12 protein-coding genes, 1 rRNA gene and 3 riboswitches are annotated in these 21,914 nt (G+C 53.9%); of the genes, 2 read left to right on the top strand and 11 right to left on the bottom strand.

Features of this window, described 5'->3' with window-relative positions; genetic code table 11:
- Positions 1 to 32 precede the first annotated feature (32 nt).
- From MKY86_RS01670 to MKY86_RS01635, 8 genes are all read right to left on the bottom strand, one after another.
- Positions 33 to 1,593, bottom strand: a 16S ribosomal RNA gene (locus MKY86_RS01670).
- 365 nt (positions 1,594 to 1,958) lie between these two features.
- On the bottom strand, positions 1,959 to 2,768 hold the full coding sequence (locus MKY86_RS01665; protein ID WP_076084698.1) for a transglutaminase-like domain-containing protein: 810 nt from the start codon (positions 2,766 to 2,768) through the stop codon (positions 1,959 to 1,961).
- A gap of 13 nt (positions 2,769 to 2,781) precedes the next feature.
- A riboswitch (cyclic di-GMP riboswitch) is annotated at positions 2,782 to 2,862 on the bottom strand.
- A 73-nt stretch (positions 2,863 to 2,935) separates the two neighbouring features.
- A riboswitch (cyclic di-GMP riboswitch) is annotated at positions 2,936 to 3,017 on the bottom strand.
- Positions 3,018 to 3,142: 125 nt separating this feature from the next.
- Entirely contained in the window at positions 3,143 to 3,796 is a 654-nt protein-coding gene (locus tag MKY86_RS01660) for a class D sortase (RefSeq protein WP_036723825.1), read from the bottom strand.
- 68 nt (positions 3,797 to 3,864) lie between these two features.
- Entirely contained in the window at positions 3,865 to 4,269 is a 405-nt protein-coding gene (locus MKY86_RS01655) for a GtrA family protein (RefSeq protein WP_076084701.1), read from the bottom strand.
- A complete protein-coding gene (locus MKY86_RS01650) occupies positions 4,259 to 5,236 on the bottom strand; it encodes a glycosyltransferase family 2 protein (RefSeq protein ID WP_076084704.1) in 978 nt (325 codons plus the stop codon). The genes MKY86_RS01655 and MKY86_RS01650 overlap by 11 nt, the downstream gene beginning before the upstream one ends.
- Before the next feature lie 96 nt (positions 5,237 to 5,332).
- Positions 5,333 to 9,172, bottom strand: coding sequence for a glycosyltransferase family 39 protein (locus MKY86_RS01645; protein ID WP_083685696.1), 3,840 nt, complete (start codon positions 9,170 to 9,172; stop codon positions 5,333 to 5,335).
- Positions 9,169 to 11,169: an ArnT family glycosyltransferase gene (locus MKY86_RS01640; protein WP_076084707.1), complete on the bottom strand. Its 2,001-nt coding sequence runs from the start codon at positions 11,167 to 11,169 to the stop codon at positions 9,169 to 9,171. Before MKY86_RS01640 ends, MKY86_RS01645 begins: the two co-directional genes overlap by 4 nt.
- Positions 11,170 to 11,326: 157 nt before the next feature.
- Positions 11,327 to 12,727 (bottom strand): NCS2 family permease, encoded by a 1,401-nt coding sequence (locus MKY86_RS01635; RefSeq protein ID WP_076084710.1) that lies wholly within the window; start codon positions 12,725 to 12,727, stop codon positions 11,327 to 11,329.
- Between the two features lie 126 nt (positions 12,728 to 12,853).
- A riboswitch (purine riboswitch) is annotated at positions 12,854 to 12,953 on the bottom strand.
- A 501-nt stretch (positions 12,954 to 13,454) separates the two neighbouring features.
- Between MKY86_RS01635 and rsgA the strand changes: the two genes are divergently transcribed.
- Together rsgA and MKY86_RS01625 are read left to right on the top strand one after the other, a co-directional pair.
- Positions 13,455 to 14,528: a ribosome small subunit-dependent GTPase A gene (gene rsgA / locus MKY86_RS01630; protein ID WP_076084716.1), complete on the top strand. Its 1,074-nt coding sequence runs from the start codon at positions 13,455 to 13,457 to the stop codon at positions 14,526 to 14,528.
- A complete protein-coding gene (locus tag MKY86_RS01625) occupies positions 14,525 to 15,544 on the top strand; it encodes an aminoglycoside phosphotransferase family protein (protein ID WP_076084719.1) in 1,020 nt (339 codons plus the stop codon). Before rsgA ends, MKY86_RS01625 begins: the two co-directional genes overlap by 4 nt.
- Positions 15,545 to 15,724: 180 nt before the next feature.
- Here MKY86_RS01625 and guaA read toward each other — a convergent pair whose 3' ends face one another.
- From guaA to MKY86_RS01610, 3 genes are all read right to left on the bottom strand, one after another.
- Positions 15,725 to 17,263, bottom strand: coding sequence for a glutamine-hydrolyzing GMP synthase (gene guaA / locus MKY86_RS01620; protein WP_076084722.1), 1,539 nt, complete (start codon positions 17,261 to 17,263; stop codon positions 15,725 to 15,727).
- A gap of 542 nt (positions 17,264 to 17,805) precedes the next feature.
- A complete protein-coding gene (locus MKY86_RS01615; protein ID WP_076084725.1) occupies positions 17,806 to 20,355 on the bottom strand; it encodes a transglutaminase-like domain-containing protein in 2,550 nt (849 codons plus the stop codon).
- Complete coding sequence (locus MKY86_RS01610; protein WP_143803878.1) at positions 20,324 to 21,814, bottom strand: DUF58 domain-containing protein; 1,491 nt, start codon at positions 21,812 to 21,814, stop codon at positions 20,324 to 20,326. Before MKY86_RS01610 ends, MKY86_RS01615 begins: the two co-directional genes overlap by 32 nt.
- Positions 21,815 to 21,914 lie beyond the last annotated feature (100 nt).

Raw genomic sequence — 21,914 nt, 5'->3', positions numbered from 1 at the left:
ATGTCTTCATTGCAGAAGACGATTCTCCATAGAAAGGAGGTGATCCAGCCGCACCTTCCGATACGGCTACCTTGTTACGACTTCACCCCAATCATCTACCCCACCTTCGGCGGCTGGCTCCCTTGCGGGTTACCCCACCGACTTCGGGTGTTGTAAACTCTCGTGGTGTGACGGGCGGTGTGTACAAGACCCGGGAACGTATTCACCGCGGCATGCTGATCCGCGATTACTAGCAATTCCGACTTCATGCAGGCGAGTTGCAGCCTGCAATCCGAACTGAGACCGGCTTTGCTGGGATTGGCTCCACCTCGCGGCTTCGCTTCCCGTTGTACCGGCCATTGTAGTACGTGTGTAGCCCAGGTCATAAGGGGCATGATGATTTGACGTCATCCCCACCTTCCTCCGGTTTGTCACCGGCAGTCACTCTAGAGTGCCCAGCTCAACCTGCTGGCAACTAAAGTCAAGGGTTGCGCTCGTTGCGGGACTTAACCCAACATCTCACGACACGAGCTGACGACAACCATGCACCACCTGTCTCAACTTTCCCCGAAGGGCACCTGATGCATCTCTGCTTCGTTAGTTGGATGTCAAGACCTGGTAAGGTTCTTCGCGTTGCTTCGAATTAAACCACATACTCCACTGCTTGTGCGGGTCCCCGTCAATTCCTTTGAGTTTCAGTCTTGCGACCGTACTCCCCAGGCGGAGTGCTTACTGTGTTAACTTCGGCACCAAGGGTATCGAAACCCCTAACACCTAGCACTCATCGTTTACGGCGTGGACTACCAGGGTATCTAATCCTGTTTGCTCCCCACGCTTTCGCGCCTCAGCGTCAGTTACAGCCCAGAAAGTCGCCTTCGCCACTGGTGTTCCTCCACATATCTACGCATTTCACCGCTACACGTGGAATTCCACTTTCCTCTTCTGTACTCAAGTCACCCAGTTTCCAGTGCGACCTCAGGTTGAGCCCAAGGTTTAAACACCAGACTTAAATAACCGCCTGCGCGCGCTTTACGCCCAATAATTCCGGACAACGCTTGCCCCCTACGTATTACCGCGGCTGCTGGCACGTAGTTAGCCGGGGCTTTCTTCTCAGGTACCGTCACTCCGGTAGCAGTTACTCTACCGGACGTTCTTCCCTGGCAACAGAGCTTTACGATCCGAAAACCTTCATCACTCACGCGGCATTGCTCCGTCAGGCTTGCGCCCATTGCGGAAGATTCCCTACTGCTGCCTCCCGTAGGAGTCTGGGCCGTGTCTCAGTCCCAGTGTGGCCGTTCACCCTCTCAGGTCGGCTACGCATCGTCGCCTTGGTGGGCCGTTACCCCACCAACTAGCTAATGCGCCGCAGGCCCATCCCCAAGCAGCAGATTGCTCCGCCTTTCATTCTTCTCTCAGGAGAAAAAAGAAATTATCCGGTATTAGCTACCGTTTCCGGTAGTTATCCCAGGCTTGAGGGCAGGTTGCCTACGTGTTACTCACCCGTCCGCCGCTAAGTCTGAAAGGAAGCAAGCTTCCTCTCAAACTCCGCTCGACTTGCATGTATTAGGCATGCCGCCAGCGTTCGTCCTGAGCCAGGATCAAACTCTCCAAATTGGTATTTAGAAAGAGCGATTGCTCATTTTGAAACATCTGACGAGAATTTACATTCTCTAATTTTGGATCTCACCGAAGTGATTTCCCACTCACTCGTTGTTCAGTTTTCAAAGATCAAGCTCGTTGTTAGTGTCGATGTTGTCGCCACCAGCAACTCTTATAATATATCACGTTCATCTGAGCAATGCAAGCTTTATTTTTGAAATCACTTATTTAAGTAATCTCTCATTTCCTTTGCCGCTCCAACAACGCTTATTTATAATAACCTATCCTTCTATTAAAAAGCAACCTTTATATAAATAAAAATAACCCGCTTAATGATTAAGCGGGTTATTCTCAGATAATGCTATAGTTCACAGCTATTCTTAGTAGAATTTCGCTGCAGTATATTTGCTTGCTAATTTGACCAGTTCTGTTGATGCTGTTTTCTTACCCAGACCTGCATCTACTGTAGTATCAATCGTCACCCATTTGCCGTTCAGGAACACTTCATTCCAGGCATGGTATGAAGTTACATAGCTTGTATTCCCCATAACCAACTTGGTTGGAATCCCTTCACTGCGGAGCATAGTAGCGAACAAGGAAGCGTAATCGTAGCAGATACCTTTGTTGGTAGCCAGTGTGGTGTCGTTGTTCGGAATATAATCTGTGCTTACGCTGTTGGCCAGAGAGTAGTCATATTTCACGTTAGCTACGATGTAATTGTAGATAGCCTTAACTTTGTCTGCATCTGTGGTCAGACCCTTTGTAAGCTGTGCTGCCTTTTGAACGGATTTATCGGAAGAACTCCACTTTACATTCTGTACAGAGCTCAAATATACGGCATTCACATTGCTCATGGAGAGAGATACAGTCTCGGAAGATAGTACTTTGTATTTGTTGCCGGTAGTATTCTCAAGAACGGAGACCTTGTAAGAGCCATTACCTTGTTGCAGCGGGAACGTCTCGGTCGGTTTGGAAGTGTATAAGTTGTAAGTATAGCTGTTATTGTCCTTGGTAATCATGAGCTTCATCTTCTTGTCCTTAGGAACATCGTACGAAACCCCGATAATCCCTTGATCAAGTTGTCCAACATTTAACCAGCTTGAATCTGCATTTGCCGCTTGAGCAGTGCCTGTCTGCACGGAAGTGACGATCACAAAAAGTGTAATCAGCATTAAATAAAACTTCTTCATGGATAAAACCCCTTTCGGTAGCTGGCTGCCATTCTTACGGGAAGGCCCTTTAGCTTTGCGTCCCTACCTTTCGATAGGTTTGCCGTTATCGTATAAGCTTTATCTGTCCAATCTACTACCACATAATGACAGATTCAGAATGAAAACAAACAAAAAAAGCCTCTTCATTCGGTAGCTGGCTGCCATCCATGACGGGAAGGCCCTTTAGCTTTGCGTCCCTACCTTTCGATAGGTTTGCCGTTATCGTGCATTAGCTTTTGATAGTTCTATCTTACCATATCCATCTCTATTATCAAGACCCAATTGCTAGATTTCACCACAAATATACTAAAATTTTATGTTTTTTCGACCTTTATCGCCTTGTCCTGATAGAATCAGGTCAGCTTCGCATGAATGATGAGTCTGTGGGTCGGATTGACAAGCGGATCACAGGTAATGAGGGTCAGAATCTTATCATCATCCTTACCCTTCAGTACTGAAATATCGGTAGGCTCTACAATAGATACATCATATACAACATATTTGTATTCCTGGCCGCTTGTAATAACAGTAATGGCATCCCCTTTACCGACCTCGTCCAGTCTGTTGAACAGCCGCCCTGCCGTTCTTGACCGATGCGCAGCAATCGCTGCATTGCCTACCGCGCCAATCGGAGCTGTCTCCTTCATATGCGCCGCTGCATGCTTCATATTGGTCTTGGTGGCGCCCTCCAGTACAGGCAGCTTCAGATCGATTTTATCGATTTCAATAATAGCGGTGATCTTGCCTCCCACTTCAATCTCGGGCGCTGTAGTGGGAACCGGCTCTTCCGCACCAGACTCTTCAGCCAGCAGCTGGGTGACTTCCGCATAGGGCTTGCTCAGATCCTGGCTGGCAGGAGCCGTAGCCGAAGGAACGATTTCACTGTAGGCCTGTTCAGCCTCTTCCAGCAGCTTCTGCTGCTGACGGTCCTCGTACCATTCGCTTCCTTTGGGGTAGAGCATAATCAGGACCCCGGCAAGTATAATCAAATAGGATAACTTCCGCATGACAATCGCCTCCGCAATATAGAATAAGTGCTTTCCTCCGCAGAATACGGGGAAGATATACGCTCTCTTTAGAATACCCACTTCCGGCTTCCAAAGAAATTAATGATTACTGTAATAAAGGTAACCAGCACCTTGGCCATCAGCACCTGGACTCCCAGCCGGTCAGTCAGTAGATGAATCAGCAGCACCGAAATGCCCAGCACCAGCAGATTCAGCACCATAAATCTCACCAGCTGCATCCGGTCAAAGCCGCCATCCCCGCCTCTGTCCCTTCCCTTGAAGGTCACCTTCTTATTCCAGACAAAGCTGTTGGCCGTCCCGGCACTGTAGGAAATAATCTGTGCAGGGGTGTTAAGCATGCCCAAGGAATGCAGCAGAGTAAACACCGCAAAATCTATGAACGTGTTAAGCAGGCCCACCGCATTGAATTTCAGAAACTGGATCATGCCTGCACGCCAAGCCTTATCTTGCATAATCGCTTTCCTTCCGCGTGTCTTCAGCCTCTGTCTCCGGGTAGCCTCTGGTCTCGCTTACGATATAGAGTGGTCTATCCTTCGATTCGTCATAGATCCGTCCAATGTATTCCCCAATCACGCCCAGCAGCATCAGCACAATGCCGTTAAACAGCAGGTTCACCCCGACAATGGATGCCCAGCCCGGCACGGTCCAGGAGGTGAAGACTTTCTGGAATAAGACCAGAAACAGGTAGATGAAGCTGGAGAAGGACAGGAAGAAGCCGACATAAGAGGCAATTTTGAGCGGCTTGTGCGAGAAGGAGGTGATTCCGTCGAGCGCAAAGCGGATCATTTTTTTGAGCGGATATTTCGTCTCCCCGGCGAAGCGTTCCTCCCGCACATATTCCACCATGGTCTGCCGGAAGCCGACCCAGCTTACCAGCCCCCGTACATAACGGTTCTTCTCCTTCAGGCCGCGCAGCACATCGCAGACCTTACGGTCGATCAGCCGGAAGTCCCCGGTATCTGTGGGAATCTCCACACTGGTCATGCTGCTGAGCAGACGGTAAAAGATTTTGGCTGTCACCTTCTTGAAGAAGGTCTCTCCGTGGCGCTTCAGCCGCTTGGCATAGACTACCTCATAGCCTTCCTTCCACTTGGCGATCATCTGCAGGATCACCTCCGGCGGGTCCTGGAGATCTGCGTCAATCACCACAACAGCCTGGCCCTCAGCATAATCCATACCCGCTGTAATCGCCACCTGATGGCCGAAGTTACGGGAGAAGTCAATCAGCTTGACATGCTCATCCCTATTACTGATTCCGCGCATAATCTCAGCCGTACGGTCCCGGCTGCCGTCATTGACGAACACGAGCTCATAGGAATCCCCGCACTCATCCATCACTTTTTTGAGCCGCTCGTAGGTTATCTGAATGACTTCCTCCTCATTATACATGGGCACAATTACACTATATCTGGCCTTCACAAGGGTTCCTCCTCAATTTATTGTAAGCCACAGCTTCCTTGATGCGCTTCATCAACATCAGCTTTGAACAACTATGCGGCTCTTACAGCTCCCCTCCTAGAATACCCAGGAAGGGAACCAGCGAAGTACATGAATGATATAACTGCTGTTCACCTGCATGCCGGACAATACCGGATAGAACATTACAAACAGGATGGCGGCGGCCGCAATATAGGCGTACCGCAGATATTTGGCACCCTGGAACCTGCCGTCAAGCAGCTTCAGGATGTACACAATGGATAGAATCATAAACGGCACCATCGCAAAGTAATGGTACAGGAACGTCTCACGCGGCACAAGCATCCATGGAACATATTGTGAGAAGAAGCCGATCCAGATCATATACAGGCTCTTGTCCCGGCGCTTCAGGGTGAACCATACAGCGGCCAGCATCGTGAAGATTCCTGTCCACCAGATCAGCGGATTGCCCATCGTTACTATGCTGCTCGCCTTGCCTGCAGGCAAGCCTTCGCCGCCGCTGAAGAACCACACCGGACGCTTCATGAACGGCCACTCCCACCAGGAGGAGGCGAACGGATGTGTAGCTACAAGCTGACTGTGATAGTTGTACATATTCTTCTGGGCATCAATCAGCCCCTTAACGGTGAAGCCCTCTGCCGACGCAGATAGTGAAGGAATGAAGGACAGGCTGTATATGATTCCCGGAATGATAACGAAGAATCCGATGCAGCTGGCCAGCGTGATGATCGTGTTCTTCCAGAAGGACTGATCTGCAGTCCGGCAGGCGGCTTTGAGCTCCTGACCGCTTAGCTTGCCTTCAGCCAGCAGGCGACCGGCAGCCTTATACTCCCGGTAGCGGTCCAACAGCGACAGCACCAGCATAATAGCAAGTCCCGCGCCGCCGTAAATCACGATCCACTTCGAAGCAACCCCGATGCCGAAGAACAGGCCGGACCAGAACAGCGGAACCAGTGTGGTCCGCAGCGGCACCCGGTAGAAATTCATCGTGAAATACCGCTGCATGAAATAGAACATCAGCATAATGAAGAATACACCGTACACATCGATGGTCGATATCCGCGTCTGGGTGAAATGCATGAAGTCCAGAGCGAATAGTCCCGCTGCCAGTGCAGCATAGGTGGTCTTACGGAACAACCGCATGGCCATGATATAGATCAGCGGCAGCATCGCAATCCCGAACAAGGTGCCGATGATCCGCCATCCGAACGGATTGACGCCGAACAGCTCCATCCCTACCCCGATCAGCAGCTTGCCAAGCGGCGGATGCGTGTTCTCATAAGGAACAATATTATGATAATGCTCATAAGCCGTACGGGCATGATAGATCTCATCAAAATACGTACTGTTCATGAAATTAGAGTTCTTGGGAATGACGGACTGCTCGTCAAACAGATTGGCCGGCGTTCCTCTTTTAGCTGCTGCTCCCGAATCGGGTGTCACGCTTGCTATCGTCAGAGGAACCTCCGGTGCCCCCTGCTCATAGAAGGCCATCTCATTGAGGGTGAAGCCTGGAGACGTAACCGAGAGCTTGACATATCTTGCGGATACGTTAAGCGGCTGGCTTTTCCAGATGAAGACATTGCCCACATCCTCGCTTACCTCAAGCGGGCTGCTCCAATTATCAGGGGTCTGGCTGAATTCCAGCTGAAACTTCCCTGTTCCGACACCGCCGAACACATTGACCCGCTCCAGTTGATGGGCCTGCCCCAGATCCACATAGAAGCTCTCGCCGCTGGCTGCTGGCTCCCACAGAGTCTCAGGTGCCTTGTTATCTCCCAGATGATAGAGGGCAAGCGCCCCGTATAGTACGGTGATACCGAGCATCCAGATCCAGTCTCTGCGCTTCAGCTTCAGCGGAGAACGGCGCTCAGCAGGGGCAAGCGGCTTGATGCCTTCTGCAAGCAGTAGATCTGCTGCGTATGCCTCCTTGGGGGTAACCGGCTCAGGCAAAAGCTTCGCAGTTCGGCGGATATATACATCGTATCCAATATAGAGCAGATATATCGCAAGAATGATAGTGGTAATAGCTGTAACCAGAACAATGCCGTCAGCCGGCGGATTTCCGCCGGTATTCAAATACGCCAGTGTATAACCAACATTGATGTACTGGGTCAGGGAGAACCCGAGGAACAGAGTCAGGAACCGCCGGTCCCGGCTCTCCATGAAGGCGAATAAGGACAGAATCAGTACCGGATACAAGTAACGCTCATGCATTTTGGTACCGAATACGAAGACAATCGTGATCAGCACCATAGCGATGAAGTAGGACTTGGAGAGATCCTTGCGTTCCTTGGTATTGAAGGAATAATAAGCAGCAAGTGCTACTGCCGCCAGGATGAAAATAAAGCCCCATATACGATACGGTATGCCGAGCCAGGTCACATCCAGCGCCGACCACATCGGGTCAGTCAAGGCATACAGATTGAATGCATTCACTGTGGAATACGGATAGGAGGACAGTGTGCTTTTGTAGAGGTTAATCAAGCCTGCAAAACCGCCGTTGTTCCAGAAGAACGGGGCTGCGAGGACAAGGAAAATCCCCAGCCCGTACAGGGCGCCCAGCGCAAGCTGCTTCCAGGCCCGGTGATGATAGAAGGCAAGCAGCAGCACAGGTGTGAAAATCAGCGCCTGCGGCTTGATTAATGTAGCGACGGCAAAGAAGATCGCTGCACGTACGAAGCGCTTATCAACAACCCCCATTATGCTGAGCAGCAGGAAGATGAGGAAAAAAGAATCCGCCTGCCCCCAGGCTGCCGAATCCATCAGCACAGCCGGATTGAACAGGAACAGCATCATCAGCCCCATAGCCAGTCCAGAGCCGAGCCTGGTTCGCGCGCTCTTATAGATAATCCAGCCAAGCACCAGATCAGAGAGCATCGCAGGCAGCTTGAAGAGAACCGTCTCTGCACCTGACCCGCCCGCAAAGTTAAATAATCCGCGCAGCAGGCTAAGCAGGTATAGCACATATAAGTACCCCGGCGGGTAGTCAGCGAAATAACCTTCCTCATAGAATTTGCCCGGTCCAAGGTCGGTCAGGCGCTGGCCCCAGGCCATGAAGGTGTTCATATCATTCTTATAGCCCTGTGCCGTAAGGCCGATCCAGATCCGCAGGATGAATGCTGCCCCAAACAAAACGTACAGCCAGCGGGTGTAGATTACATCCTCCTGTCTCAGCAGACGCTCACTGCGGAAGGCTCTTGTGTATAGAAAAGCAAAAAACAGGCAGAATACTCCCGAAAGCAGCAGCAGCTTGGCCGGCGATACTTTATGCGGTACTTCCTCCGGCTTGCTTCCACCGTCCGCATCTGCCGGCGGAGCCTGGGCTCCGCTGTCCAGCGAGATGATATTCGCTCCCTCCGGTACCGTATCCAGCTTCTCTACGGACAGATCATCGAAATAGGCCTTACCCTGAATCAGATTGGCATAGCCGCCCAGCGCAGCGCCGATTCCGATCTCGGTCTGCTCCTTGCCGGTCTGGCCGATGAACTCCAGACGCTGCCATTCACCGCCGGTATCGCTGGTAGCGGGATAACCGCCCCCAATGCCTACAGGGAAAATATTGGCCCCGATTCCCCCGCCTGCGATGCTGGCTATTTTGACGTATCCAGAGATTCTGTAATAGCTATCCGGCAAGACGGTAACGGTCTGCACCCACTTCAGGTGATTGGGCTGCAGATTCTCAATAACCGCCGCTTTGCTGCCGGAATGAACCTCTTCCGACTGAACGGATATGGAGCCCGCCGCATCCCCCGCAATCCACATATCCTTGCTCCAGCCTGTCGGGGCCCCGTCTTCACCTTCTTCAAAGCCCGGGTTCTGCAATACATTCCCTTCGGCATAAATGCTTGTTACAGGAAGAATAAATAATAGGAGCATCAGTATAACGGTTGCCGCTGCACGTACATTCTTGGTCATCGTTCTACCCTCACCTCGTCAATGTTAATCCAGCCATTACCGCCGGTTATGTATACTTCTGCCTGTATCCCCTGCTCCAGAGTGAACGCAGGAAGTGTGATCTGTTGATAGGCTTCCGCCGCAGGCAGCTCTGTCTCTGCAAGCAGCTTACCGGCTGCCCGGATGCCGATCTTCCCGCCGCTGCCGCCGCTACTGGACATGACGGTCAGTCTGTACTCACCGGCTGGTGCAGTGAAAGCCTGCGAAACGATGTTCTCCGTTCCGGGATCAAGATATGCCAGCTGACTCCCGGCGAAGGGGTTGTTGACAGCAACTCCCGTTCCCGCAGAGAAGGACCAGCCCGCCGTCCCTTCTTCAAATCCGCCATTCACAAATTCGCTTGCAGCAGTCTTGGGTGTGTCTTGAGGCCCGTCATTCTGTTCACTGGTGAGCAGTACGCTGTAGTTGGCAAAACGCTTCACTCTAGATCCGGCGCTTGCCGCAGGCGGCGCAGCAGTATTCGCATAGATATATGCGGCATTCGCAGGCACCCTGTTCAAATCATCAAACCTGTATCTTCCAAAGGAAGAAACCCGCTGAAAGGCTTCTCCCGGATTGGCATACTGAACAGACTTCAGGAAATCATGCGGATTGATCTGCTCATAGAACAGCACATAAATATAAGGCATATTCACCTGGTTCGTAAGATAGACTTCACCGGTGCTATGTTCCGAAGCATACTGGACTGCCTCCCCTAAGGATTCATAGAAGACTGGACCGATTCGCTCAGGAAACTCGCGGAAATACGTATTAGAGAATAAAATAAACATCATGGCGAACCCGGCTGCGGCCAGGATGGCTATACCTTTGACTCTGCCTGCCAGCCAGACGAATCCGGTGCTTACCAGCATAATGAACGGATAAAAAATAATATTAATCCGGTTAATATTCACAGTTGTAATCAGCGCCATTAGCACCGCCACCAGGAACCAGAGCAGCACGGCTCCCCTACCAGCGCTCTCCCTCTCCCGCCGGCTTGTCCACCAGGAAAGCAGGAGAACGATCAGGCCGAGCAGTGCGAAAGGCAGCGCCAGTGGGTACGCATATCCGTAAGGAGAGATGGAGTTCCAGGCCAAGCCGTCACTACCGCTCCACATCAGCTTGCTGAAGGCACTAAGGTTATCGGCAGCCGCCTGCCACAGCCTGCCGCCGAATAGGGATGAAATCTCCTCCACGCGCGGCGTTGTAAGCTTCGGAATTGTGAACAGCGGAGTAGCTATATCCTGCATGGCGTAACGGTTAATGATAATAAATAGTAATATAGGCAGCGCCAGTACCGTAAACCATACGAAATTCCAGACCAGGGCACGAGGTCTCAGGACCTTGCTATATAATAGAAGAATTGCCGTACCGAGCGCAAATAGCGGGACGAAAAAGTACGCTGTTCCATAAGCATACAGCGAGAGGGCCAGCATGCCGGTAAAGGCGTACAGCCACCGTGGATTCGTAAAGGCGCGCAGCAGAAAGTATACGGCGATCAAGATCATCGTAGGAAACAGATTCGATTCCAGCGCCCACCTGGACATCATAATATGCCACGGATTAATGGCGATAAAGAACATGGCAGCGGTCCCGGCTCCAGGCGAGGCCGACAGTCTTTTCATAATCAGATAGAAAAACAGCATGCCCAGTAGTCCCATGATCAGGCTAAGCGCCCTTACAGACAACGGCGTTAGTCCGAACAACAGAATGAAAGGCATGGACAAGTAGGCATAGAGCGCATTCTGCCCGCTCCCCCAGGCGATTAGATGAATCGGCAGATGAACACCATTCCGGTCCATCCCGTAGTGCAAAATGGCGTAGGCATCATAGCCGATAGAGGCTTCGTCCTGATTCAGTCCCGGTGGAATAGAAGTTATGTATAGAATACGGACTATTGCCCCAAGCAGGAACAGCAGCACCGGCCAGGGCTGGCTACGGAAGGACTTGTACACTTGATTGAATACACCGGACACCATTTATCACCTCTTCAACAATATAATCTAAATATTGGTTGATGAAAAGGGTAAAACCCAGCTTGTCCCGCGCGGCTCCCCCCTTAAAAGAATAAAAAGAAAACGGCCTCTTCATATAATGAAGAGACCGCAGAATGTAAGTCAGAATCCGTGGAGCTTATTAGCCTTGGCTGCCGATCAGAACATAGCGCAGGATAATCAGAATCGCCAGCACCCACATCATCCAGTGGATATCATATTTCTTCTTGCCGGCGATATTCGCCACACAAGCCAGAATCACGTAAGTAACAATCCCGAACGAGATCCCGTTAGCAATGTTATACGTAAACGGCATGATCACGAAGGTCAGGAAGGCCGGGATGGCCAGCACCATGTCCTGGAAATCAATATCACGGATCGATTGAGCCATGAGTACACCGACAATAATCAGCGCTGCCGCTGTGGCCGGACCAGGGATCAGAGCGACTACCGGAGCCAGGAACAAGGCAAGCAGGAAGCAGATCCCTGTAGTTACTGCAGTCAGACCCGTACGTCCGCCTTCAGCTACACCGGCTGCACTCTCGACATAAGCAGTAGTGGTGGAAGTACCCAGCATCGCACCGCCCGCAACAGCTACCGCATCTACGAACATGGCATTGCCGACACGCTTTTTGCCCTCTTCAGGGTTCTTCATAATTCCGGCACGTTCAGCAGTACCCACCAGCGTACCGAAGGTATCGAACAGTTCTACGAAGGTAAAAGTGGCAATCGCCGATACGATACCGGTGTGCATAATGCCTTCCCAGTCGAATTCCCAGAAGTTCAGCTGGGTGAAGTCAGGAACCCATGGCGTCTGCGGATTGCTTAGTGAGCTGAAATCTACAGCCCCCATGAGAATCGCAGCCACGGTAGTCCCGAGAATTCCGAACAGGATGGCGCCGCGAACGCGCAGTACCATTAAGATGGAGATCAGCAGCAGTCCGATAATCACGAGTTGAACATTGGTGTTCTCCAGGCTGCCCATATGAATTACAGTTTCAAAAGAAAGTACATCTGTAAATTTGTTAGCGGCGATATCACTTCCGGCTTCGACGCCGATAGTCATCAGTCCGCTGTTCTTCAGGCCGATAATGGTGATAAACATCCCGATACCGACAGTGATCGCATGCTTCAGGCTGTCTGGAATGGCAGTGAGCAGAATTTGCCGGACCCGGGTAATGGTCAGGAGGATGAAGATAATCCCGGAGATAAATACGGCGGTAAGACCCATCTGCCAGGTGAACTCATGTTCAGTGGTGGCGGAGGATAAGACGACGGAAGCGAAATATGCGTTAAGGCCCATACCAGGTGCCAGAGCGACCGGGAAGTTAATGAATACCCCCATGGCAATGGTGAAAATACCGGCTGCCAGCGCAGTCGCAAGGAATACGGAATACCAGCCCATATCAATGCGGCCGAAGGCAGTCAGAGTGCTTGGATTAACCGACAGAATATAAGCCATTGCCATAAACGTGGTTATACCGGCCATGATCTCTGTACGTACTGTGGTGCCGTTCTCTTTCAATTTGAAAAAGCGGTTCAAATCGTTCTCCCCCTAAGGTTGTATGTTGTGCCAATACAGCAACACAAAAGCCGGCATCTGGGAAGACACCGGCCCGAAAAAGAGATGGCTGCCGGGAATTCCGGACAATCGCCGGAAATCCCAGAACAAGTTGCTCTTCTTAATCGTAGCCAGGTCATTACGGTGACCTCGTAGAGACTTCCGGGCCGATCCCCGGAATTATACGAATATATTTGCTGTAGCGCTTTATCATTTTAGGGGGAGATGACAGCTCTTGTCAATGGTAAATACGAACATTGGCCGTCAGGTTTACACAAATGTTCGTAAATTGAACATTTCTATGACAAATCCCGCATGATTAAGGGAGTTTGTAATTGATTATAATCAAACTCTACATGGATTTGCATACCAAATGTATGTTAATCTGAATGTGCTTAGCGATAAGCATTAAATTTCTAACAAGTTCCTTATCCGAAAGGGGATGTTTCGATTGGCTACTACTTATATGGTGGTTTCCGTTTAGAACTGCATAGCAGGCATGCTTCTTAAAAAGGCGGGTAAAAGCCCGTATTATTTGGTATGCCATCCCAAGTAACCTTTCGTGAATTATTGCTGTTTGCGGGATACGATGAAGGTCGTATCTTCTTTGCATCTTGATGCCGCAGATCAGCAGCTTCTTCTTGAGGCTGCTGTTCCGCGGCATTTTTGCGTCCACAAAACAACATTAAAAGGAGCTAAACCCAAAAACATGATTGATCTAAAAACCTATGGATATACAGAAATAGAAGAAATCCCGTCCGGATTATTGCCTGGCAGAATTACAGAGCTCCGGCGGGAGCGCTTCACGGTAATCACAAAGCGGGGCGAGTTGACCGCTGTACTCAAAGGCACGTTCTATCACAGTATGGAATCACGCGGGGACTTTCCGTGCGTCGGCGACTTCGTCCTGCTGCGTCCGAACGAAAGCGGGGAATCGCTCATTACAGCGCTTCTCCCCCGCCGCTCCAAGTTCTCGCGTGCGAATTATTCCGGCCATGCCGCAGAATATACCAGAACCGTTCTGGAACAGGTCGTAGCCGCCAATTTTGACTATGTATTTATTTTGTCTTCCCTGAACAAGGATTTCAATGTCACCCGCATGATGCGTTATTTGACCCAGGCCAGGCAGAGCGGCGGCCAGCCGGTCGTCATTCTGACGAAGGCGGATCTCGCCCCTGATTATCATCAGCAGCTTGCAGAGGTCATGCGAAGCATCCCGGATGTTCCGGTACACGCGGTCAGCAGCCATGCCGGGCTGGGATTAGATGAGCTGGCCCCCTATCTGCTGCCGGGCAAGACCGTTGTGTTCCTCGGCATGTCCGGAATCGGCAAATCATCGCTGCTTAACGCCCTGATGGAACGGGATGTTATGAAGGTCAGTGCCATCCGGGAGGAAGACAGTCGGGGACGGCATACCACCACGCACCGCCAGCTGTTCATGCTCCCTTCTGGCGCCATGGTGATTGATACGCCCGGGATGCGTGAACTGGGGCTGTTCGACGCCCAGGAAGGCATCAGGGCAGGCTTCACCGATGTGGAGGACTTATTCGCCGGATGCCGGTTCAACGATTGCCGCCATGAAGCCGAGCCGGGCTGTGCGGTACTCGCCGCCCTGGCGGAGGGCTCTCTGACGCATGAACGCTGGGAGCGTTACAACTCACAGCAGCAGGAGAACCGGTTCGTCCAGGACAGAACACACTATCTCAGGGACAAGGATGCCCGCAATCAGTCAGCTGCAATGCAGCGCAAGCAAATGAAGAAAAACGGAGGACGATACAAATGAAGATAAACCAAGATGCTTTATATATTGCTCTATCTCAGCTTTTTAATACAACGATTACCTCTGCGGATTACGAAACGCTACAGTTACACGGCGGAACTGTGGGGGATGTGCAATTGGTCACCGGAACCGCTGCAAGTACTGCCGGGGAGAGCCTGCCGTTCCGCATCGTGCTGAAAATTCAAAAGAAATGGGAACGTTACAATGACCCGGATTCATGGCGGCGGGAATATGATCTCTACGCTTCTGAGCTGGGAGCGACCTTCAATGATACCTTCCGCTGGCCGGTGTGTTATCACGCGAAGATGAATGATGAAGAGAATGAGTACCAGCTATGGCTGGAATATATCAACGGCATCTCCGGCCTGGAGCTGACCGGTGACATGTATGAACAGGCCGCATTGGAGTTGGGACGGTATCAAGGGAAGTTGTACGCGGAGCAGCCGGAGGTGCCGCAAAGTCTGACCAACCTGAGCCATGCAGACCTCATGAAGAATACTTATCTGCACTACCGGTCATGGCCGGTTGTCTACTACTATATCCGTTCTGAGGAATGCGGATTCCCGCAGCATGTGCGGCAAATGCTCATCGGCATCGATGAGCATTCGGACGATATTTTTGCCCGGATTGAAAGCCTGCCTCTCGTGTTATGCCACCGGGACTTCTGGGTAACCAACATCATCTATTCTGGCGGGACCATCGCGCTGATTGACTGGGATACCAGCGGCTGGGGCTACCTCGGCGAGGACATCGCCAGCCTGATTGCAGATGAGGTGGATCTTGATCACATGATTGAATACTATCAGCGGTGTGTCCCTGCTTATTACCGGGGCTTCACGGAATATGCGGGAGAGATTGCCCCGCTTGCCGGCCACTGCGTCTACGAATTCATTCTGCTCGTCTTCGGATACCGGCTGGTGGAGGGATATCTTCATGCGGAGGATGATAATAAGAAGACAGAGTGTCTGGATACGCTGGAGAAGGTGTATGAATTGAAGAGCTTGCAGCTGTCCGTCTAAGCGGGAAGAACTCCAAACCTTAATATAGGGTTTTGGAGTTCTTTTTTGTCATAACCGTTTCAGCGAGAAATAGAAGGATAATTTATCGTGTGCAACATATAATTTCTTATATTTCGAAAAAAAACTCTCTCCCATCAGCAAAAATCGCCGGCAGAAGAGAGTTTTTATTTTATCCTTGATCTATTCCCACTCGATCGTCGCTGGCGGCTTCGAGGTAATGTCGTACACGATACGGTTGACGTTGTCCACTTCGTTGACGATGCGGACGGAGATTTTCTCCAGCACATCCCATGGGATACGCGCCCAGTCGGCAGTCATACCGTCGATGGAGGTTACCGCACGAATGCCTACGGTGTAGGAATAGGTGCGCTCGTCACCCATTACGCCCACACTCTTCATGTTAGGGAGTGCAGTGAAATACTGCCAGATCTCGCGGTCGAGACCCGCCTTGGCAATCTCCTCACGCAGGATATAGTCAGAGTCGCGGACGATGGTCAGCTTCTCTTCGGTCACTTCACCCAGTACACGAATCGCCAGACCCGGACCCGGGAAAGGCTGACGCCACACGATCGCATGCGGCATGCCCAGCTCTTCGCCAAGCTTACGGACTTCATCCTTGAAGAGGGTGTTCAGCGGCTCGATCAGACTGAATTTCATATCTTCCGGCAGCCCGCCCACATTGTGGTGCGACTTGATCGTCTGCGCCGTTGCTGTACCGCTCTCTACGATATCGGTATACAGTGTACCTTGAGCCAGGAACGCGAAGTCACCCAGCTTGGCCGATTCTTCGTCGAAGCAGTAGATGAACTCGTTGCCGATGATTTTACGTTTCTGTTCGGGATCGGAGACACCGGCCAGCTTGCCGAGGAAGCGGTCACGGGCGTCGATTTTGACAACATGGATATCGAACTTGCCGACAAAAGTCTCCATGACGCTCTCCGCTTCACCTTTGCGCAGAAGGCCGTGGTCAATGAACATACAAGTCAGCTGATCGCCGATCGCACGGTGAATCAGCATCGCCACCACAGAGGAATCCACACCGCCGCTGAGTGCGCAGAGCACTTTCTTGTCGCCGACCTTGTCACGGATATCCTTAACGGCATCCTCGATGAACGACTCCATCGTCCATTTGCCCTCGCAGCCGCAGACCTCGTACAGGAAGTTCGAGATCATCTCATTCCCCTTCACGGAGTGGCGTACCTCAGGATGGAACTGAACGGCGAAGAATTTGCGTTCATCATTACTCATGGCTGCAATCGGCGCGCTCTCTGTACCGGCATCCAGCTTAAAGCCCTCCGGAAGCTCCACTACATGGTCGCCGTGGCTCATCCATACCGTCTGCTTGCTCTCAAGACCTGCTGCAAGCACGGAGCTGGGTGCGAATTCTACATCGGCTTTGCCATATTCGCGCTTGGCGGAGCGTTCCACCTTGCCTCCCTGCTGCTGTGCCATCAGTTGCATCCCATAGCAGATTCCGAAGATCGGCAGCCCGAGCTCGTAAATCGCCGGGTCTACATGTGGTGCATTCTCCGCATAGACACTGCTTGGCCCACCTGAGAATACAATCCCTTTGGGTGATAAGGCCTTAATCTTCTCCATCGGTGTATTGTACGGCAGAAGCTCGCTGTATACCCCCAGGTCACGAATTCTGCGCGCGATAAGCTGGTTATACTGTCCCCCGAAATCCAGAACAACGATTATTTCATTTGGCTTGTTCATTACTTGCCTCCCTTGATTATTGGATTCATTATACTCATGGTTAATTCTCAGCGTCAAGGAAATGGGGTCCCTCTGTTTCAAGGTTTTGGGTTGGTTGTGGTAGTGGTGGAGGGAATCCCTGCAGAGGGCAAAGGTAGCGGGAAACAGGCTCGTAGCCAAGACAGTACGGAACACCTGCAGATGAGCAAATGTCTGCTCATTCGCCGCTGCCGGGAGCCGACACCAAGTTATAGGGATAAAAAGAAGAATTGTAGCCGTGGCTGGCGGTGGATAGTGGCTGGCATGGGGAGCTTGGATTTAAATGTGGTCGGTTTTTCGATTACATTTGCCCCAGGTGCCCACGCAGCGCCGAATGTAGTCGGTTTTTCGATTACATTTGGTCCTCGTGCCCATGCAGCGCCGAATGTAGTCGGTTTTTCGATTACATTTGGCCCTCGTGCCCATGCAGCGCTAAATGTGGTCGGTTTTTCGATTACATTTGGAGCGGCAAGCTTAGCCGTCACAAAGACGTCCGCTGCAAATGCAGGGACGCCGCTTCTCGATCAGGTTAGATGGAAGGTGATCATCAGGCAACGGGCTATGAAAGCCTCTGCGTCCATGGTATCGGCAGCGCTGGCGGGGGCGCAGCGTTGGGACGCGGAAGCCGTAGAGGGCGCGGTGGGTGACTTGGGCAGGGCGGGTGACATCCGCGCGGAATGCGACAAAGGCACGCCGTCTCCAGCAGAGCCCGACGCCGCTAAAGGCACGCCGCTTCCAGCGGGGCCTGACGCCGCTAAGGGCACGGCCTCGCCACCGGAGCCCGATGCCGCTAAAGGCACGCCGCCTCCGGCGCCGCCATACGCCAGGGTCTCCCACTGGCGTACAAACCCCCGGACGGCGGCGCGCAGCCGCCCGTCCTCGATAGCCAGGGAGTCTGCGTACTCCCTGGCGGTAACCCCGGGCAGCGGCGGCCCATAGCGCGCCGCCAGCCCGTGCCAGGCCGCAGCGGCGGCGCGCAGCTGCCGCTCACGGCCAAGCCTGCCGGCGCGGCGCACCGCCGGCAGCAGGGCCAGGCTGCGCCGCCAGCGGATGGCGGCAGCCAGCACCAGCGCCGCCAGCGCGAGCGGCGCAGTGTCCGGGCCGCCCGCCTGCGGCAGGGCGGCGGTGAGCGCGTCCGCGTGCAGCGCAGCGGAGCGGCGGGTGTCCGGCGGCGCGGAGGCCGCCGCCGGGTCCGTAGCCGCCGCGCCGAGGGCAGCGGCGGCAGCGGCGGAGGGCGTGGGGTCGAAGGGGACCCAGCCCGCGCTGGGGAAATAGACCTCGACCCAGGCGTGGGCATCGCCGCCGGTCACGCTGTAGCGCTGCGGCACAGAGCCGGGCACAGCGGTGCCCGGGCCGTAGCCCTGGACGTACCGCGCCGGAATGCCGCTGCTGCGCAGCAGGACCGTCATCGCAGTGGCAAAATGCACACAATACCCCTGACGGGTCCCGAACAGGAAATCATCGGTGAAATCGGCACCGGACGGCGGCACTCGGGTCTTCAGCGAATAGGTGTAGCCGTCCTGAAGATAACCGGCTACAGCTAAGGCGGCATCGTAACGGCTCGCCGCAGCTGCGGTAAGATCGCCGGCCAGGGCACGTACTCTGGGCGGCAGAGCAGCGGGGAGCTGCAAATACTGGCTGCGTACCCCTTCGGGATCACTTCCCTTCAGCTTCCGCAGCGCTACCGGATCGCTTGGCGGCAGAACAGACTTGACGGTATATTCCGTAACCCCTGCGGAGCTGTAGACTTCCGGCAGGCGGAAGCTGAGCCTGTCCGGGCTGGCCAGCACGTAACCCAGCTGGCTTCCGTCCGCAAGCCGGATGTTCTGTATGTCTGTTATAGCGCCTGCACTGAACAGCGGCATACCTCCAGCGGAAGGCGAGGCCAGCTGAATCCGCTGAATAAACGTCTGGCCCCCGGCTGATGCAGCATCCGCCAGAGCGGGCAGCGCCCCGGACAACCGGGGCAGATTCAGCGCTGAATACGCGGCTCCGCTCCTGATCCAGCGGCGGCCGTCATAATACGCCATGCTTTCTCCCCGCCAGTAATAGGGACGGGAAGCAGTGACCGTGAAGGCCGCCTCCCGGCTGGGAGTCAGGGGCATGCCAAGCTCTCTGTCTTCCATACTGTAGCCAGTGCTGCCAGTGCCGGGTACGCCTGCCTCCTCCGGTCTTTGCGCCGCTGCCCAATGCTCCAGCTTGTCCAGCACCGGCTGCAGTGTAACCGGGGAAGCCGTGCGTGCGCCCAGCCCTTGCCCGGCCATCCAGGCGGCCAGCGTTACCAGTACAGCTGCCGAGAATGCCCTGGCTCCCCAGCGGGCGTAAGGAAGAACAGGCCTTTCTGTCCTCTCTTGCAGGTGGAGCAGCCCGCTTAAAGCCCGTAGCCACAGGATCAGGCCCGCAGTGACCAGGACATCCCCGGAAGTATTAACGGCATAACCCATATCCAGCACCAGCAGATACACCAGCGTTACACCGGTGAACAGCGCAATACTTCCCCTGTACAGCGCGAGCTGCTGGACGGAGGACACCAGCAGCCCCCAGCCCAGCACCAGAATCAGCAGCCTGCTGTCCTCGCTTAATGCGGAGATCCGGCCAGAGAGCAACAGCAGGGCATCCTGTCCACTTTTCTCCATGGCATAGACCTTCAGCCACCCGCCCCCGCCTCCCGCACCAGCACAGAGACCATACCAGGTCATGAAGATTAGAAGAAACTGACCGCTTGCCTGGACAAGACGGGGCAACAGCAGACAGCCCCATGCGAGAAGTGCTGCTGCCGAGAGCATTAGGAGCCGCAGGAGCTGTGTATGGTCCGCTGCCGCAGGCAATCTGTAGAGCGGCAGCAGCCACAGCCCAAAGACGCCCATAATCGCCAAAGAGAACAGACCGCGATAACACAGAGGACTGTTCTCTCTTTTACCTGCGGAGCTGTTCTCTGCAAGGTCTGATTCCTGCATCCCTGCCGCTGTAAACCGGATGCTTCCGTAGCGGCGTTGCCCGCTGTGGGTTGAGCCCTTCGGACTGGCGCCATCCGTACCCGCACTAGCAGGAGGTGGAGTTATCCGGGAATCCATCAGGCTCCGCCCCCTTGTACCCTTGTGCAGTAGCAGCATAGCTCAGACAGTGAATCCTCGCGCCAAGCCGCATCAGACTTCCCGCAATCGTATCCGAGGCAGGCGGTCTGCTGTTCCCGTAAGCTGCGGGATCATGTTGCCCGGTTGTTTCCCACCCCTCCGGTGCCAGCCTGCTGCTGCGGGATAGCTCCGGCAGCGTCCCCGCTGCTCCGGCCGGGCTCCGCACAGGACTACCGGGAGTCCGGCTCGGAGAAGGCTGGTCCCAGACATAATACAGCTCCACCCTGATTCCTTGAACCAGGAAACGGGCCAGCGTTCTCGCCGACTCCTCCTCCAGCCTGCCGGTAACGACCGATACCGTCATCCCGGGAATCCAGCTCTGTGACGCATCCTCCAGCAGTCTGCTGAGACTCTGTGAACCGGAAGGAGCAATCTCTGTAAGCAGATCCCGGACCCTCCCGGGGATCTGGCCCAGCCCCTCATGTCTGGCCATTCCTTCCGGCCAGCCGCCGCTGAAGAGCTGGATGTAGCTGCCGGTACGCTCGGCAGAGAGCAGCAGCCCCATCGTAGCCGATACCGCCTGTTCAAAGGCCGGGATCACCGACCTCCGCTGGCTGCGGGGAGGATGCGCACCGCCGGGAATCTCGTAATCCGCCGGACTGCTCGCAAGCACGATGCAGGTCATCTGCCCCGCTTCACGTTCCGGCACTCTGCTCTGCAGGTTGCCTTTACGGGCGCTGCTCTTCCAGTGAATCCGGCTGAACGGATCACCCGGCGCATAATCACGGATATCCGCTGCCTGCGGGCTGCTGTGGTTCCCCCGCCCGGACACACGGTCTCCCGGCAGCAAGCCGGTATCCGGCACAACTGTGCCCATATATAACGCCCTTGGCAGCACCTTGAAGTCCGCCTTGCCGCCCGGCTGGCAGCCGCCGGTGAACAGCCCCGGCAGATCTCCCCAGGTTACACTGCACCCATGAAGCTGATGTACACCCCTTGGAACGGACAGCAGCTCATAAGAATATTTGAAGGAACGCCGGAAGCCGGGAAACAGCAGCTCCTGATGGCTGCCCCCGCTCCAGTAATCGGTCACAATCATCCAGGGCAGCGGGATTCTGGCGGCAAAAGAAATTTGAACTTCCACAACGGCGTCATCCCCCGCAGACAGACGCGCAGGAACAATCGTGCGCTGGACACTAACTCTCCGGGGACCGCAGAGCTGCATCAGCAGGCCGCCGGACATGACCACTCCGCCCGCTGTCAGCAGCAGCAGGAGCGATTCTCCACCGCGCCACATATACAGTCCTCCGGTAACTGCCATCAGGAGCAGCATTCGCCCCCACTCCTTGGCTGCGCGGCGGATGCGCTTCCGGGGGAACCCGGCTACCTCTGCATTCCCGTACCTGTTCTGCTGTGAATACACCTGTGATTTCGGATCTGTCAATGATGATGAGGACAAGGAGGACACCCTTCCATGGTCATAGACTAGCCCCCTGACAGCCTGTACTTTCCCTGGCTATACTACTTGCTGAGGCCTGTTGCTATTTATTCTTTCCACG

Origin of the sequence: Paenibacillus sp. FSL R7-0333 (genome assembly GCF_038000365.1) — a bacterium.
Taxonomy (GTDB): Bacteria; Bacillota; Bacilli; order Paenibacillales; family Paenibacillaceae; genus Paenibacillus_AQ; species Paenibacillus_AQ silagei.
Note: the sequence above shows the minus strand (reverse complement) of the source record. Positions and strands in the feature narration are given on the sequence as shown.

What these genes read in the sequence shown, in the direction of transcription:
- MKY86_RS01665 (WP_076084698.1), bottom strand. Translation starts at nt 2,768, where the DNA reads ATGAAGAAGTTTTATTTAATGCTGATTACACTTTTTGTGATCGTCACT.
- MKY86_RS01660 (WP_036723825.1), bottom strand. Translation starts at nt 3,796, where the DNA reads ATGCGGAAGTTATCCTATTTGATTATACTTGCCGGGGTCCTGATTATG.
- MKY86_RS01655 (WP_076084701.1), bottom strand. Translation starts at nt 4,269, where the DNA reads ATGCAAGATAAGGCTTGGCGTGCAGGCATGATCCAGTTTCTGAAATTC.
- MKY86_RS01645 (WP_083685696.1), bottom strand. Translation starts at nt 9,172, where the DNA reads ATGACCAAGAATGTACGTGCAGCGGCAACCGTTATACTGATGCTCCTA.
- MKY86_RS01640 (WP_076084707.1), bottom strand. Translation starts at nt 11,169, where the DNA reads ATGGTGTCCGGTGTATTCAATCAAGTGTACAAGTCCTTCCGTAGCCAG.
- rsgA (WP_076084716.1), top strand. Translation starts at nt 13,455, where the DNA reads ATGATTGATCTAAAAACCTATGGATATACAGAAATAGAAGAAATCCCG.
- MKY86_RS01625 (WP_076084719.1), top strand. Translation starts at nt 14,525, where the DNA reads ATGAAGATAAACCAAGATGCTTTATATATTGCTCTATCTCAGCTTTTT.
- guaA (WP_076084722.1), bottom strand. Translation starts at nt 17,263, where the DNA reads ATGAACAAGCCAAATGAAATAATCGTTGTTCTGGATTTCGGGGGACAG.
- MKY86_RS01615 (WP_076084725.1), bottom strand. Translation starts at nt 20,355, where the DNA reads ATGGATTCCCGGATAACTCCACCTCCTGCTAGTGCGGGTACGGATGGC.